Source organism: Diaphorobacter oryzae DSM 22780 (assembly GCF_059568935.1).
This window is the reverse complement of the sequence record NZ_JCANUL010000011.1, coordinates 72,012-88,006: the sequence shown is the minus strand read 5'-3', so window position 1 is coordinate 88,006 and position 15,995 is coordinate 72,012. Positions and strand designations below refer to the sequence as shown.

Here is a 15,995-nt window from a genome sequence, read left to right as displayed (position 1 = left end):
GCCGCCGGGCGCATATCCCGGCCAGCTACATCAAAAGGCCCAGAAGACATCAAAAAGAATAGCTACTGACGCTTATCCCATAAGCGCCACAGCCTATTTCAACCCAAAATCAGCCCGGCGCCCGGTAGATCCGCGCCCCCACCGTCCCAGAGGCGGGCCCATAGGTCACCCCCTCCACCGGCGGCAGCAGCGACGCCGCCTGCCGCTCCGTCAGCGCCAGCACCCGCGCCAACTGGTCGCGCAGCAGCGACAGCTGCCGGCCTATGGCCTGCACGCGCTGCGCCACAGAGTCCGGCGCACCATCGCCCCAGGGCGATTGCGCCAGGGCCTGGGCCAGCGCGATGGCCGCCTCGCGCAATTGCGGGGCCGTCCGCTCCAAAACCAGGGGGTCATCGGACAAAAGCGCAGCATGCATATGCTGCAGCTGCGCTTCGATGGAGGTGAGGGTGTCGTCGAGTGACATGGGGGGTGAGTCTAGGGCCTGTCACCCCGGCAGGCCAGAAGGCCGGGCGCGCGTCCTGCGGCGGCGGCGATCAGCCGCGGGCGCGGAACAGGGTTTCCTGGGCGTTAGCCAGCAGCTTGTCGGCCACGGCCTCGGCGTTCACCCGGAAGGTGCCCTTGTCGATGGCGGTCTTGATGGCCTTGACCTTGCCGGCGTCAAAATCGGCCGCGCCCCGGGCGGACTCCACGCCGCGTGCGGTGGCGGACAGCGTGACCGGCACCCCCGCGGCGGCGCGTGCGGTGCCCTGGGCCGCCGCCTCTGCGGCCGGCGCGGGCGCGGCGGCCTTGGCCTGCTGCTTGACGGCAGCGGCCTGTGACAGCGCATTCGCAATATCCGGGTTGTTTCCAATCTTCATCGCACTCTCCACCACCCCTGTGAGATGTGGGGCCAGTAGCCATGTTTTCGGCCGGCAGGGAGCGAACTTTAGCGCTTTGTGGCGCCGCGCGGCTCACAAGGCCGCTTCTATTGTTCCATCCTCCGACACAGTTCCGCCGATTAACCGCCCATTCGCCATGCGAACGCGCACATTCTGCCCCTGGGATCCGGCGCTCATGGCCTGGCCCGAGGCCGTGACCGCATAGCCCGGCCCCTGCACCACCACGCGCACGAGCGCGCCGGACTTGAAGAGGTCAGGCGCCCGCACCATGTTCTGGCGCAGGGCCTGGCCGGCGGCCAGCGGCCGCGCCGCAACCTGCCCCACCCATGCCTGCGGGTTGGCGACGATGGCGGCCTGCTCGGCGGCCCAGTCCACCTCGGCCTCCATTGCGTGCTGCTCCGTCAGCACCGTGCCGGTGGCCACGTTGCCGGCCAGCACCCACGCAGGGCCATAGGCCTTGACGGTGAGGGGCAGGAACACATTCCAGCGCGTGGCCCCGTCCAGGCAGCGCAGGCCCAGGCGCGTGCGGCCCCACAAGCGCGCGCCGGTGGGCAGATAGGGCTCGACGCGGGCGCAGGGCGCCAGACGCAGGCGCGAATCCAGCGCACCCACGCTCACCTCCATGCGCAGCGGCAGCCCGCCCGCCTGGGCCTGGGCCAGCGCGTCGTCCAGCCAGCGCTGGGTCAGCGCGCCCAACTCGGGGGTCTGATCTGCCACCGCCTGGGCCTGCGCCGGCAGGGCCAAGGCGGCGCCCAGGGCCATTCCCGCACACAGCGGGCGCAAGAAGGCGGCAAGAGAGGTGAGGCGCACGAGAGAAAACGGCATGGGAACGGCTCCAGCGGACATAGCGGCGCCCGGTGACCTGGCCTGGTGCGAGGCGGTCCGGGCACCCTTTCACGGATGCCACTGTAGGCCGGCGCGCACGGCCTGGAAGCACCGAACAGCGGGCCAATCCCCGCTTTCTTCGCGCTTTAGAAACGGCGGCCGATTTCCATAATCGACGCACGCCACCAGCCCGCCGGGCGATGGCGCCAACCCCTATTTGCACGCCGAGGCCCACATGCTCGACAAGATGACCAACCGCCTGGACTTTCACGGAAACGCGCTGCTGCTGCGCTCCGAGCGCCAGCGCGCCATCGCGAGCAACATCGCCAACGCCGACACGCCCGGCTACGTGGCGCGCGACTTCAAGTTCGCCGATGCCATGCGCGCCGCCACCGAGGCCCAGGGCAGCGCCCCGCGGTCCGGCCCCAGCGTGAGCGACCCGCGCCACATTCCGCTGCCGGCCGCCAGCAGCGGCGGCTCGGACAGCACGCTGGGCTATGCCCTGCAGACCCAGCCCAGCCTGGACAACAACACGGTGGACATGGACCGCGAGCGCGCCGCGTTCGTGGACAACGCCGTGCGCTACGAGGCCACGCTGCGCTTCATCAACGGCCAGGCCAAGACGATGCTGAGCGCCATCCAGGGCCAGTAAAGAGAAAGCGAGCACCCGCCATGTCCATGTTCTCCATCTTCAACGTCTCGGGCAGCGCCATCAGCGCGCAGTCGCAGCGACTGAACGTCGTGGCCAGCAACCTGGCCAACGTGGACGCCGTGGCCGGCCCCGATGGCCAGGCCTACAAGGCGCGCCAGGTGGTGTTCCAGACCACGCCCATGGGGCCCGACAGCTCCGCCGGCGTGCGCGTCTCGGCCATCCAGGAAAGCGACGCCCCCGGCCGCCGCGTGCACGACCCCGCCAACCCCCTGGCCGACGCCGAGGGCTACGTCACCCACGCCAACGTGAATGCCGTGGAGGAGATGGTCAACATGATCTCGGCCTCGCGCTCGTACCAGAACAACGTGGAGGTCATGAACACGGCCAAGTCGCTGCTGCTCAAGACCCTGCAGATGGGCCAGTGAGGCACCGCCCTGCCACCCTAGAGAGCACACCATGATCCTCAACCCCATCGGCTCCACCGCCACCGTCAACTCCGGCACGTCCGCCAATGCAGCCAACGACCCCGCGGCGATGCAGGACCGCTTTCTCAAGCTGCTCGTCGCCCAGCTCAACAACCAGGATCCGATGAATCCGCTGGACAACGCGCAGATGACCACGCAGATGGCGCAGATCAACACGGTGACGGGCATCCAGACGCTGAACCTGACCATGCAGACCATGGCCGAGGAGTTCTCGACGATGCAGCAGATCCAGGGCATCTCGCTCATCGGGCGCTCGGTACTCACCGAAGGCAACCGCATGAGCTTCACCGACACCGCCGGCAAGGGCTACTTCAGCCTGGAAGGCGCCGCCAAGGACGTCAAGGTCGAGATCGTCACCCCCGGAGGCGTGGTCGTGGACACGGTGGAGATGGGCGCACAGGACAAGGGGCGCCGCAGCTTCGAGTGGGACGCCAGCAAGTACAGCGGCAACACCTCCGACCTGCGCTTTCGCGTGACGGCCACCACCGGCGAGACCGCCGTCACGGCCACGCCGCTGACACAGGCGCAGGTCGTGGCCACGGGCTCCAGCGCCGGCGCCCTGACCCTGACGCTGGACAACGGCGACAGCGTCAACTACTTCCGCATCCACAGCGTGCTCTGAACGCCCGCACCACGTACCGCATTCCCGCCATCAGGAGCACACCATGGGTTTCCAGCAAGGTCTCTCGGGCCTCAACACATCGGCCAAGAATCTCGACGTCATCGGCCACAACATCGCCAACGCCAACACCACGGGCTTCAAGTCCTCGCGCACGGAGTTCGCGGCCATGATCGCCTCGGCCATCGGCGCGGCGGGCGGCACCAACTCCGGCATCGGGGTGGAGGTGTCCTCGGTGTCCCAGCAGTTCAACCAGGGCAACCTCACGGTGACCGGCAACAGCCTGGACGTGGCCATCAACGGCAACGGCTTCTTCACGCTGCAGATGCCCGACGGCTCGCGCGCCTACACGCGCGCCGGCAACTTCAAGCTTGACAACCTGGGCAACGTGGTCACCAACAACGGCGCGCAGGTGATGGGCTACCCCATCGACCCGGTCACGGGGCTGCGCACCTCCAGCACCGCGGTGCCGCTGACCTTTCCCACGTCGGCCCCCATCCCCGCCAAGCAGACGACGGCCATCCAGACCGCCTTCAACCTGGATGCCCGCACGCCCAACGCCAAGGGCGACCCCTCGGCCACCCCGCCCGTGCCGGCCACGCCGCGCACCACCTACGGAACCTCGCTCAATGTGTATGACAGCCAGGGCGTGGCCACGCCGCTGAGCTTCTACTTCGAGAAAAACGGTGCCAACACCTGGGACATCTACAACCAGCTCGATGACCTGACCACCGCGCCGCCCACGGTGCCATCGATCACCGGCCGCATGATCGCCGACAAGAACGGCGCCATCGCGGCCACGGTCGAGCCCGTGGCCAGCTCCGTGGTCAACGGCGATCCCACGCTCACACAGGAGGACGACTTCCCCACGTCGTTCACCTACCGCTTCTATGGCCCCGACGCCCAGGGCACCTACGCCATCCGCGAAACCACGGTGACCGCGGCCTCCCCTGCCGATGCCTGGGACTTCACCTATTCGGATGCGCCCGCCAACACCCTGGTCGCCTCCGCCCGCCTCAAGGACAACCTGGTGGATTACGCCAACGGCACTTTCGCCGCGAACGTCACCGCCGCGCACACGCCCTTGAACACCGCTCCCGCCGCCACCAAGCAGTCGTTCGAGCTGGCGCTGTCCGTGAACCCCAGCCCCGCCAACCCCAACAGCCCCACGGCGCCCGGCAGCAACCCGGCGCCCGGCAGCTTTCCCGTGACGCTGGACCTGAACAAGGTGACGCAGTTCGGCACCAAGTTCGCCGTGTCCGAGCTGGCGCAGGACGGCTACACCTCGGGCGAACTCACGGGCATCAATGTCGAAAACAACGGCATGATCATGACCCGCTACTCCAACGGCGTGACGCGGGCCGAGGGCCAGATCGCCCTGGCGAGCTTTCGCAACACGCAGGGCCTGGCGGCCGTGGGCGGCAACAACTGGGTGGAAACCTACGAATCGGGCCAGCCGGTGCTGGGCACGCCCACGGACGGCAACTTCGGCGCCCTGCGCTCGGGCGCGCTGGAGGACTCCAACGTGGACCTCACGGCCGAGCTGGTGAACATGATGACCGCCCAGCGCGCCTACCAGGCCAACGCGCAGACCATCAAGACGCAAGACCAGGTGATGTCCACCCTGGTGAACTTGAGATGACCCCCCTGAGCGGCTGCGCCGCTTCCCCCCTCTCTCGTGCTTCGCGCGGGAAGGGGGACGCCGCCCGTGCGGCGGGGCGGCCCTTGCACGGCGGCCCGCGCTTGGGGCGCGCCCGTTCCATGCGCCGCGGGCAACGCGCGGCACGGTGAATCGCTGAAAGGAAACCTGCACGATGGACCGCATCATCTACACCTCCATGACCGGCGCCAGCGCCGCCGCGCACCGGCAGGCGGTGCTGTCCAACAACCTGGCGAACGCCTCCACCAACGGCTTTCGCGCCGAGCTGTCCAACTTCCGCTCGGTGCCGCTGCAGGGCAGCGGATCGACCACGCGCGTGTTTGCGCTGGAGGCCACCTCCGGCCATGTGGAAACGCCCGGCCCGGTGCAGCGCACGGGCCGCAACCTGGACGCCATGGCCGCGGGCAACGCCTGGTTTGCCGTGCAGGGGCTGGACGGCACCGAGGCCTACACCCGCGGCGGCGCCTTCGAGGTCACGGCCGCGGGCCAGCTGGTCACGCAGGGCGGGCTGCCGGTGCTCTCGGACGGCGGTGCGCCCATTGACGCGCCCCCGAACGCCGAGGTGACGCTGGGCGCCGACGGCACCATCACCGCGCGCGTGGCCGGGCAGCAGCCCCAGGCCCTCGCGCGGCTGAAGCTCGCCACGCCCACGCCGGACGACCCGCTCAAGCGCGGCGACGACGCGCTGTTTCGCACCACCTCGGGCGAGCCCATGGCCAGCGACCCCAACGCGCGGCTGCTGGCCGGCGCGCTGGAGGGCTCCAACGTGAACCCGGTGGAAGCCATGGTCGGCATGATCGCCGCCGCCCGCCAGTTCGAGCAGCAGATGCGTCTGCTGCAGACCGCCGAAAGCGACGACAAGTCCGCCGGCCAGCTGCTCAGCCTGAACGGCTGAAGACCTAGGAGAAGCACATGATCAATTCCCTGTGGATCGCCAAGACCGGCATGACCGCCCAGCAGACGCAGCTGGACGTGATCTCGCACAACCTCGCCAACGTCTCCACCACGGGCTTCAAGCGCAACAACGCGGTGTTCGAAGACCTGATCTACCAGAACCTGCGCCAGGTGGGCTCGCAGACCACCGAGGAAAACCAGCTGCCCACGGGCCTGCACCTGGGCCTGGGCGTGCGCACCGTGGCCACCAGCCGCAACTTCACGCAGGGCAGCCTGCAGCAGTCCAACAACAGCCTGGACGTGGCCATCAACGGCAATGGCTTCTTCGAGGTGCAGCTGCCCGACGGCACCATCGGCTACACGCGCGACGGCTCGTTCCAGCTCGACTCGCAGGGGCGCCTGGTCACCTCCGGCGGCCTGCCCGTGGCCAACGGCATCACGGTGCCGCAGGGCGCCACCAGCATCAGCGTCAGCGAAAGCGGCGTGGTCAGCGCCATCGTGGCGGGCAATCCCCAGCCGCAGCAGCTGGGCCAGCTCGCCATGTCCAGTTTCATCAACTCCGCCGGCCTGGAGCCCGTGGGGCAGAACATGTACAAGGAATCGGCCGCCTCGGGCGCGCCGCAGCAGGGCCAGCCGGGCACCAACGGCCTGGGCATCATGAAGCAGGGCTTTCTGGAGACCTCCAACGTCAACGTGGTGGAGGAACTCGTCACCATGATCCAGACCCAGCGCGCCTACGAGATGAACTCCAAGGCCATCCAGACCTCCGACCAGATGCTGGCCAAGCTGTCGCAGCTGTGAGGACACGCGCCATGAACACCCCCCTGCGCCTCGTCCTGCCCCTGGCCTGCGCCATGCTGGCCACCGGCTGCGCCACCATGAACCCGCCGCCGCCCGTGGACCTGCTGCCCACCGCGCCGCCGCCCGTGGCCGCCACGCCGCGTCCCACCGGGCCGGCCACCGGCAGCCTGTTCCATGCCGCGAGCTACCGCCCCGCCTTCGAGGACCGGCGCGCGCGCCTGGTGGGCGACATCGTCACCATCCAGATCGTGGAGCGGGTGACGGCCAAGCAGAACTCCACCTCCACCATCGACCGCAGCTCCGACACCTCGGCCGGCATCACGGCGTTTCCGTTCGTCGGCGCCAGCAAGCTGGGCAAGCTGGACCTGGGCGCCAGCAGCAGCAACGCCTTCTCGGGCAAGGGCGGCACGGAGAGCAGCAACACCTTCACCGGCGCCATCACCACCACGGTCATCGACGTGCTGCCCAACGGCCACCTGGTGGTGTCGGGCGAAAAGCAGATCGGCGTGAACGAGAACGTGGACGTGCTGCGCTTCTCGGGCACGGTGGACCCGCGCTCCCTGCAGCCCGGCAGCGTGGTGGCCTCCACCCAGGTGGCCAATGCCCGCCTGCAGTCGCGCGGCCGCGGCGCGCAAAGCGAGGCCCAGGCCATGGGCTGGCTGTCGCGCGCCTTCAACTCGGTCGCGCCGTTCTAGCGCGCCCTCTGCGCCGCGGTGCGCCCCCAGTGCGGGGCGCCGCCGCACTCACATCAAAAATAATAGCTACTAGCGCTTTATAAATAAGCGCTACGGCCGTTTTTCATCTTAAACCCCATGCCCGGCAAATAAGGGGTTTTCTGGCGTCTTTTCGGTGGTTCGCGCCATGCGGGGCGCACCCACAATCATTGCCATGACCACCTTTCCCCCGCTCCCTTCATCGGCCGGCGCTCGCGCGCTGCAGCGGCTGGCCGCGCTCGGGATGCTGGCGCTGTGCACGGCGCTGCCCGCGCATGCGCTGCGCATCAAGGAGGTGGCCGCCGTGCAGGGCGTGCGCAGCAACCAGCTCACGGGCTACGGCCTGGTGGTGGGCCTGGACGGCACGGGCGACCAGACCACGCAGATGCCCTTCACCACGCAGGCCATGCAGAACTACCTGCAGCAGATGGGTATCAGCCTGCCGCCGGGCACCACGGCGCCGCAGCTCAAGAACGTGGCCACGGTGATCGTGACCGCGCAGCTGCCCGCCTTCGCCCAGCCGGGCCAGGCGATCGACGTGAGCGTGTCCTCCATGGGCAATGCCAAGTCGCTCAAGGGCGGCACGCTGATCGCCACGCCGCTGCGCGGCGCCGACGGCGAGATCTACGCCCTGGCCCAGGGCAACGTGGTGGTGGGCGGCGCCGGCGCATCGGCCGGCGGCAGCAAGGTACAGATCAACCACCTGAGCGCGGGCCGCATCCCGGACGGCGCGCAGGTCGAGCGCTCGGTGCCCACGCCGCTGCACGAAGGCGACACCATCAACCTGGGCCTGAACGCCTCGGACTTCCAGACCGCGCGCAAGGTGGCCGACACCATCAACGGACGGCTGGGCCCGGGCACGGCCACGGCGCTGGACGGGCGCACGGTACAGGTGCGCGCGCCCATGACCCCGGGTGCGCGCGTGAACTTCATCGCCGAGCTGGAGGAGCTGCAGCTGCCCGCGTCCACGCCCGCCGCCAAGGTGGTCATCAACGCGCGCACCGGCTCCATCGTGCTCAACCAGGCCGTGACGCTGGGGCCCTGCGCCATCGCGCACGGCAACCTGTCGATCACCATCAGCAGCACGCCCGTCATCAGCCAGCCCGCACCGCTGTCGCAGGGCCAGACCGTGGTGGCGCAAAAGAGCGACATCCAGGTCAAGCAGGACGGCGGCAAGGTGCTGGAGATTCCCGCCTCGCCGCAGCTGGCCGACGTGGTGCGCGCGCTCAACACCCTGGGCGCCACGCCGCAGGACCTGCTGGCCATCCTGCAGGCCATCAAGGCCGCGGGCGCGCTCAATGCGGAGCTGGAGGTGATCTGATGGCCTTCTCCCTTTCCAGCACCGGCAACGCCGGCGCCGCCCGCCAGGCGCTGGCGGTGGACGGGCGTTCGCTCAACGCGATCAAGCTGCAGGCCGGGCAGAACGACCCGCAGGCAATCCAGGAAACGGCCAAGCAGCTCGAGTCGCTGTTCATGCGCGAGCTCATCAAGAGCATGCGCGAGGCGACCATGAAGTCCGGCCTGCTCGACGGCGCCGAGGGCAACCTGGCCAACGACCTGTTCGACCAGCAGCTGTCGGTGCAGATGGCGGGCCAGCCCGGCGGGCTGGCCGAGGCCATTCAGCGCCAGCTCTCCAAGCAGTTGGGCGGCGACGGCCAGACCACGCTGGTGCCCGGTTCCACCCTGAGCATGGACGCCGCGCTGCGCAAGGCCGCGCCGGCCGGCGACCCCAAGGCGCCATCGCCCAAGGGCCGCGACGATTTCGTACAGCACCACCGCGCCGCGGCCGAGCGCGTGGCGCACAGCAGCGGCATTCCCGCCAGCTTCATGCTGGGCCAGGCCGGGCACGAAACGGGCTGGGGCAAGAGCGAGATCCGCCACCGGGACGGCAGCAATGCCTTCAACCTGTTCGGCATCAAGGCCGGCAAGAACTGGACCGGCAAGGTGGCCGAGGTGACCACCACCGAATACATCAACGGCGCGCCGCGCAAGGTGGTGGCCAAGTTCCGCGCCTACGACTCGTACGAGGAGTCGTTCAAGGACTATGCCCGCCTGATCAATGACAACCCGCGCTACGAAAAGGCGCGCGGCAAGACCCATTCCGCCGTGGCCTACGCCACGGAGCTGCAAAAGGCCGGCTACGCCACCGACCCCCAGTACGCCGCCAAGCTCAGCCGTGCCATCCAGAGCACGCAGGGCGTGGCGCGCACGCCGGTCCTGGCCCAGGCATCCGGCACGCAGGCCTGACAACGCACCGCACCACTGAACCATGAGCCTTCTCAACGTCGGCGCCCGCGCCCTCCTCGCCAACCAGGTCGCCCTGCAGACCACGGGGCACAACATCGCCAACGTCAGCGTGGCCGGCTATTCGCGCCAGAGCGTGGCCATGGAGACGGTGCAGGGCCAGTTCACCGGCTCGGGCTACATCGGCAACGGCGTGCAGATCGCCACCATCCTGCGCAACCACAACGAGCTGCTCACGCGCCAGGCCGCCGCCGCCCAGGCGGTGCAGGCCTCCGACACGATCCGCGCCGAGCGCCTGGGGCAGATGCAGGACGTGTTCAGCGGCGGCACCAGCGGCCTGGGCGCGGCCATCACCGACATGATGAACTCGCTGGCCGACGTGGTGGCCTCGCCCACCGACATCACGGCGCGCACCGTCACGCTCACGCGCATGGATGAAATGGCGGCGCGCATGCGCAGCAGCGCCGAGCAGTTGCAGGAGATCCAGTATTCGGTCAACGAGCAGCTGCAGAACAACACCACCCGCATCAACGCCCTGGCCCGCAGCATTGCCGAGGTGAACGAGCAGGTCGCCCGCGTCAAGGGCAACGGCCAGACGCCCAACGATCTGCTGGACAAGCGCGACCAGCTGATCCGCGAACTCAACCAGTACATCCAGACCACGCAGATCCCGGCCGACGACGGCACGGTGGGCGTGTTCGTGGGCGGCAGCCAGGCCTTGGTGCTCGGCAGCACGCCCACCACCGTGTCGGTCGACGAATCGCAGTTGTTTCCCGGCAGCGGCCAGACGCGCCTGTTCTTCAACCGCCCCGGCGCCGCGCCCGTGGAGCTGGAGGAGTCCATGCTCGGCGGCGGCGAGATGGCGGGCCTGCTGAAGTTTGCCAACCACGACCTGGCCGAGGGCCGCAACCTGCTGGGGCGCATGGCGCTGGCCATCGGCACCACGATGAACCACCAGCAGACGCTGGGCCTGACCCTGGACGGGCAGCCCGGCAAGCCGCTGTTTTCCACCCCCGCCTCGGTCCATGGCTACACCCAGGGCACGGCCGTGGGCAGCATCGGCTTCACCGACCCGACCCGCTTCTCGCCCACGCAGTTCGCCGCGTCGGACTACGAGGTGCACTTCACCTCGCCGCCGGGCGGGCAGGTGGTGCGGCTGTCGGATGGCAAGGCCACGCCCTTCACCGATCTCAACGACCTGCGCAGTCAGCAGATCGACGGCCTGACCTTCGACTTCACCACGGCCGGCGCCGCGAACGAGCGCGTGCTGTTCAAGCCCTTTGCCAGCGCCGCGGCCAACATCCAGTCTCTGGTGTACTCGCCACGCGACCTGGCCGCCGCCAACCCCGTCAACGCGGCCATGGGCACGTCCAACACCGGCACGCTGCAGCTGGCGGGGCTCAAGGCCACGGGCCTGCCCAATCCGCCGGGGCTGGTGCTGCCGCCCAACGGCGACACCGCGACTCCGCCGGCGTTTCCCGGCGGCATCCAGCTGGCCTTCACCGCCGGCCCGCCCGCCACCTACGACGTGCTGAACCGCGGCACCAACCCGCCGACACCGGTTGCGCCAGCGGCCCGGCCCTACACCCCCGGCCAGCCCATCACCATCGACGGCTGGTCCATCACCCTGCAGGGCACGCCCAAGACGGGGGACACGGTCAACATCGGCAACGCGCTCGATCCGCAGTACGGCGACATGTACACGCGCAACGCCGGGAACGCCACGGCGCTCATGGATCTGCGCGACGTGAAGATGTTCGACGAGTCCTCGATGGCCGACGGCTATGCCGGGCTCATGGCCCAGGTGGGAACGCGCACGCAAAGCGCGCAATACGCGGCCAAGCTCTCGGACTCCATCGCCAGCAACCTGGAGGCCAGCCGCACGGCCGTCTCGGGCGTGAATCTGGACGAGGAGGCCGCCCGACTCATCCAGTACCAGCAGGCCTACCAGGCCTCGGCCAAGGTGCTGCAGATCGCGCAGAACATCTTCGACAATCTGATCCAGACCATGGGCCGCTGAAAGGACCCCGCATGAGCAGCTCTTTCTACCGCGTCAGCACCGCCAACATGTACGACGGCACGATGCGCAACCTCAGCGCACGGCAAAAGACACTGGTGGACCTGCAGGAAAACCTCACCTCGGGCAAGCGCGTGGTGCGCCCCAGCGACGACCCCGTGGCCGCAGCCCAGGCCGAGCGCGCGCTCACGCGCCTGAGCCGCATCCAGACCGAGCAGCGCGCGCTGGACGTGCAGCGTAATGCCATCGCCCAGGCCGAGTCCACCCTGGGCGACGCCGTGGGCCTGGTGCAGGAGATACGCCAGCTGGTCGTGGCCGCCGGCGGCGGCGCCCTCAAGCCCGAGGACCGCAAGACCTACGCCAACCAGATCCAGAGCCTGCGCGAGCAGCTCACCGAAGTCATCAACCGCAAGGACACCAATGGCGTGCCGCTGCTGGGCGCCCTGGGCAGCGCGCTGGAGCCCTTCACCGGCCCGCTGATCGGCAACCCCGACTACCTGTTCGCCGGCCTGCCGGGCCAGGGCAGCAGCAACGGCACGTCGATCACGACGACGCTGGACGGACATGCGACGCTGATGTTCGACCCGCAGCGCGATGGGGTGTACTACGCCACCGGCAGCACCATTCCGCCGGACCGCACCCTCGTAACCAGCGGCATCACCCCGGTCAACCCGGACCTGGTGACAGGAAACAACTACCAGATCGACTTCCTGAACGTGGTTCCCGGTGCGACGCCGGGCACCACCTCGGCGCAGTACACCATCACCGACAACAGCACCGTGCCGCCCACGGTGTCGGCGCCGGTCACCATTCCAGACTACCCGTCCGACAAGCCGATGGAAGTCTCCGTGACCGGCATTCCCGGCCTGAGCTTCACCATCAAGGGCAACCCCGCCAACGGCGACTCCATCAGCCTGCAGCCCAGCGCCAGCCTGATGAGCTCCATCGACAGCGCCATCAGGGACATCGGCGGTGCGCCCAACCAGAATGCCGCCACGCAGGCCGTGGGCCAGGCGCTGGCCAACATCGACATCGGCATGGAGCGCCTGCACAACATGCGCGGCTACGCGGGCGAACTGCTCAACCGCGCCGACCGCATCGCCGGCGACCAGGGCAACCGCTCCATCCAGCTGGAGGCCGACCGCTCGCGCGCCGAGGACCTGGACATGGTGCAGGGCATCTCGGACTTCCAGAACGCCCATGTGGGCTACGAGGCCGCGCTCAAGTCCTACGCCCAGGTGCAGCGCCTGTCGCTGTTCAACTTCATCAGCTGACGCCAACGGGCGCGGGGTTTTCGCCAGATGCGCGCGCCCCGGCGCGGCATGACAATGGCGGCCTTCGCCCCCTCGAACCACCACCCTCATGGTCCAATCCGTTCTCGGCAGCCTGGTGCTCGGCTACCGCCCCCTGTGGAACGCCGCCCGCAAGATGGCCGGCGTGCAGCTTTACGTGCACAGCGAAGGCGCGGCGCTGGTGGATGCGCCGCACCTACTGCGCACCATCCAGGAGCTGTGGACCGCCAGTTCCCCACCGCTGCTGCTGTCGCCGCGCTCGCCGCAGCTGCTGGCCGACCTGCTGGAACACGCCCCGCGCGGCGCGCCCTGGATCGAGGTGCCGGGCGACTGGCTGGCCACCCCCACGGTCCGCGAGCGGGCCCGGCAGGCGCATGCCCGGGGCCTGCGGCTGGTGTGGCGCGGCGACCTGGCCCGCCTGCCCGATGCCGAGACCGCGCAGCTGTTCGACAACAGCCTGCTGCACCTGTCCAGCGCCGACGCGGTGAGCGCGCTGCAGGCCTCGGCGGCCGGGCGCGGCACCGGCGCGACGGCCGCGCAGCGCAGCCCCCTGATCGCCGGCCAGCTCTATGACAACGTGGCCAGCCGCGCGCTGCTGTCGCACTGCCTGGACGAGGGCGGCGCCCTGGCCGTGGCCGGCTGGCCCATGGAGGACGTGCTCTACAGCCTGCGCCACCACCCGCTGCAGCCCGCGCACGAGGTGGTGCTCAAGCTCATGAAGGCCATCGACGAGGAGCAGTCCATCGACCGCTTCGAGCAGATCCTGGGCGAAGACCCGCTGCTGGCCCACCGCTTCATGGTCTACACCAACTCGGCGGCGCTGGGCCTGCGCACGGGCGTGGATTCGCTGCGGCGCGGCCTGGTGATGATGGGCTACGGCTCCCTCGGGCGCTGGCTGTCCGACCAGCTGCCCCATGCCGCCACCGAGCCCGACCTGCGCCCCATCCGCGCCGCCATGGTGCTGCGCGCGCGCCTGACCGAGCACCTGCTCGACGCCGGCGTGGGCAAGGACCTGCGCCGCGAGGTGTACCTGAGCGGCCTGTTCTCGCAGCTCGACGAGCTGCTGCGCGAGCCGCTGGGCGCCATCCTGCGCCGCCTGCCGCTGTCCGAGCGCGTGTACGACGCCGCCGTGCTGCGCACCGGGCCCTACGCCCCCAGCCTGGAAATGGCCTGCGCGCTGGAGGGCGACGACGCCGGCGCCATCCGCCAGCTGTGCGAGACGCACGAGCTGGAGCTGGAATATGTCAACCGCGCGCTGCTGCGCGTGCTGTCGGAGCTGGTGGTCGAGCGCCCGGCGGCCCACTGAGCGCAGCTGCCGTCAGCGCGCGCCCTCCTGCGCCACGCGCTGCCAGGTGCGCCAGAAGGCCGGGTCCTGCGTGGTGCTGAAGTTGATGCGCATCAGCGTGCAGGGCCGGCGCGTGGCATGGAACAGCGCCCCCGGCGCGATGAGGTAGCCCTCGTCCAGCATGCGCTGGGCCAGCATGTCGGTGTCCACGCCCGTCTCCACCCAGCCGAACATGCCCGCGGGCTCCGCGGCGAAGGTGCAGCCGGCCTCCAGCGCCAGCTGCACGCTGCGCGCGCGGGCCTGGGCCAGGCGCAGGCGCATGCGGTCGGCGTGGCGGCGCAGCTGGCCCTGCTCGATGCACAGCGCCAGGGCCTTTTCCAGCAGGGAGGGCGTGGTCAGCGTGGACAGCAGCTTGGTGTCCAGCAGCCGCTCCATCAGATCGGGCGACGCGGCCAGGTAACCCACGCGCCAGTTGGGCGCCAGGATCTTGGCGAAGCCGCTCACGTAGATGGTGCGGCGCAGCCCGTCGAGCGCGGCCAGCCGCGTGGCGTGGTCGGCGGCGATGTGGCCGTAGGTGTCGTCCTCGACGATGTGGAAGTCGTGCCGCTGCGCCAGCTCCAGCACCTGGTGCGCGCTGCCCGGCGAGAGGCTGTAGCCCGTGGGGTTGTGCAGCACGCTCACGCTCACGAACAGCTTGGGCGCGTGCAGCTCGCAGTAGCGCGCCATGACCGCCAGGTCCGGCCCCTCGGGGCCGCGCGGCACAGGCAGCACGCGCATGCCCAGGGCGTCCAGCCGCGCGAACTCCACAGACCAGCCGGGTTCTTCCACCATCACCGGGTCACCCGCCTTGAGCAGCGTGCGGCTGACGATGTCCAACGCCTGCGTGGCGCCCACGGTGGTCATGATCTGCGTGGGCTGGGCGTGGATGTTGATGTCCGCCATGCGCCGCGCCACCGCCTGGCGCAGCGCGGCGTCGCCCATGGGCTCGCCGTAGCTCAGCGAGCCGTCGTGCAGCGCGCTGCTGGCCGTGATCTTGCGCACCGCGGCGGCCATGAAGCGCGCATCCTCCAGCCAGCCGATGGGCAGCACGCCCGCGCCCGGCTGAGGCTTGGCCGAGGCCTGGTGGAACATGCCCCGGATCAGCGCGGTGGCGTTGATGCACGAGCCCGACAGGCGCACGCCCATGGTGCCCAGCGGCGACACCGCTTTTGCTCCTGAATTAATAGCTAATTGCGCTTGCGCATCAAGCGCTGGTGGCTGTTTTTGCACAAAATCGCGCACATAGAAGCCGCGCTGGCGCCGCGCCTCCACCAGCCCCTGGGCCAGCAGCTTGTCGTAGGCCGCCACCACCGTGTAGGGGCTCACGCCCTGCTGGCGCGCGCATTCGCGCACCGACGGCAGGCGCGCGCCGGCGGGCAGCAGCCGCGCGCGTATGCGTTCGGCAAAGCGCTCGGCCAGTTGCTCGGTCAGGGTGCGGTCGGGGGTGCGGGTGAGCAGGGCCATGGTGCGAAGGGGCAGTTCCTGCACCGGCACTGTGCCAATGCAAATGCCGGTACAGTCGATGAAATTGTGAGGTTCAACTGTATCGGAACTGTAATGGACTTTGGCCCTACAGTGCACCGCATCCCCG

The 15,995-nt window shown here is 69.4% G+C and carries 16 protein-coding genes; 12 read left to right on the top strand and 4 right to left on the bottom strand.

What is annotated here, in order from left to right; translation table 11 throughout:
- Positions 1-109: 109 nt before the first annotated feature.
- The 3 genes from BP68_RS15600 to flgA form a co-directional block, all read right to left on the bottom strand.
- The gene (locus tag BP68_RS15600; RefSeq protein ID WP_496373397.1) at positions 110-463 is read right to left on the bottom strand and encodes a hypothetical protein; all 354 of its coding nucleotides are present in this window, start codon (positions 461-463) and stop codon (positions 110-112) included.
- 70 nt (positions 464-533) lie between these two features.
- Positions 534-857: a flagellar biosynthesis anti-sigma factor FlgM gene (gene flgM / locus BP68_RS15595; protein ID WP_496373395.1), complete on the bottom strand. Its 324-nt coding sequence runs from the start codon at positions 855-857 to the stop codon at positions 534-536.
- A 93-nt stretch (positions 858-950) separates the two neighbouring features.
- Positions 951-1,703 carry a flagellar basal body P-ring formation chaperone FlgA gene (gene flgA, locus BP68_RS15590; RefSeq protein WP_496373393.1) on the bottom strand — a complete coding sequence of 251 codons (753 nt, stop codon included), beginning with the start codon at positions 1,701-1,703 and terminating at the stop codon, positions 951-953.
- Between the two features lie 235 nt (positions 1,704-1,938).
- Here flgA and flgB point away from each other — a divergent pair, with 235 nt between their 5' ends.
- From flgB to BP68_RS15530, 12 genes are all read left to right on the top strand, one after another.
- Positions 1,939-2,355 carry a flagellar basal body rod protein FlgB gene (flgB, locus tag BP68_RS15585; RefSeq protein WP_496373391.1) on the top strand — a complete coding sequence of 139 codons (417 nt, stop codon included), beginning with the start codon at positions 1,939-1,941 and terminating at the stop codon, positions 2,353-2,355.
- A 20-nt stretch (positions 2,356-2,375) separates the two neighbouring features.
- A complete protein-coding gene (gene flgC / locus BP68_RS15580; protein WP_496373389.1) occupies positions 2,376-2,780 on the top strand; it encodes a flagellar basal body rod protein FlgC in 405 nt (134 codons plus the stop codon).
- A 31-nt stretch (positions 2,781-2,811) separates the two neighbouring features.
- Entirely contained in the window at positions 2,812-3,462 is a 651-nt protein-coding gene (locus tag BP68_RS15575; protein ID WP_496373387.1) for a flagellar hook assembly protein FlgD, read from the top strand.
- Positions 3,463-3,505: 43 nt separating this feature from the next.
- Complete coding sequence (locus tag BP68_RS15570) at positions 3,506-5,101, top strand: flagellar hook protein FlgE (protein ID WP_496373385.1); 1,596 nt, start codon at positions 3,506-3,508, stop codon at positions 5,099-5,101.
- 172 nt (positions 5,102-5,273) lie between these two features.
- Complete coding sequence (flgF, locus tag BP68_RS15565) at positions 5,274-6,014, top strand: flagellar basal-body rod protein FlgF (RefSeq protein ID WP_496373383.1); 741 nt, start codon at positions 5,274-5,276, stop codon at positions 6,012-6,014.
- A gap of 17 nt (positions 6,015-6,031) precedes the next feature.
- A complete protein-coding gene (gene flgG / locus BP68_RS15560) occupies positions 6,032-6,814 on the top strand; it encodes a flagellar basal-body rod protein FlgG (protein ID WP_496373381.1) in 783 nt (260 codons plus the stop codon).
- Between the two features lie 11 nt (positions 6,815-6,825).
- Complete coding sequence (locus tag BP68_RS15555; protein ID WP_496373379.1) at positions 6,826-7,509, top strand: flagellar basal body L-ring protein FlgH; 684 nt, start codon at positions 6,826-6,828, stop codon at positions 7,507-7,509.
- 193 nt (positions 7,510-7,702) lie between these two features.
- On the top strand, positions 7,703-8,848 hold the full coding sequence (locus tag BP68_RS15550) for a flagellar basal body P-ring protein FlgI (RefSeq protein WP_496373377.1): 1,146 nt from the start codon (positions 7,703-7,705) through the stop codon (positions 8,846-8,848).
- Positions 8,848-9,774, top strand: coding sequence for a flagellar assembly peptidoglycan hydrolase FlgJ (flgJ, locus tag BP68_RS15545; RefSeq protein WP_496373375.1), 927 nt, complete (start codon positions 8,848-8,850; stop codon positions 9,772-9,774). The genes BP68_RS15550 and flgJ overlap by 1 nt, the downstream gene beginning before the upstream one ends.
- Positions 9,775-9,796: 22 nt before the next feature.
- Complete coding sequence (gene flgK, locus BP68_RS15540; protein WP_496373373.1) at positions 9,797-11,791, top strand: flagellar hook-associated protein FlgK; 1,995 nt, start codon at positions 9,797-9,799, stop codon at positions 11,789-11,791.
- A gap of 11 nt (positions 11,792-11,802) precedes the next feature.
- Positions 11,803-13,062, top strand: a complete 1,260-nt coding sequence (gene flgL / locus BP68_RS15535) for a flagellar hook-associated protein FlgL (protein WP_496373371.1) — start codon at positions 11,803-11,805, stop codon at positions 13,060-13,062.
- Between the two features lie 88 nt (positions 13,063-13,150).
- Positions 13,151-14,386: an HDOD domain-containing protein gene (locus tag BP68_RS15530; protein ID WP_496373369.1), complete on the top strand. Its 1,236-nt coding sequence runs from the start codon at positions 13,151-13,153 to the stop codon at positions 14,384-14,386.
- A 12-nt stretch (positions 14,387-14,398) separates the two neighbouring features.
- Here the strand turns inward: BP68_RS15530 and BP68_RS15525 are convergent, their stop codons facing one another.
- Positions 14,399-15,862, bottom strand: coding sequence for an aminotransferase-like domain-containing protein (locus BP68_RS15525; protein WP_496373479.1), 1,464 nt, complete (start codon positions 15,860-15,862; stop codon positions 14,399-14,401).
- Positions 15,863-15,995 lie beyond the last annotated feature (133 nt).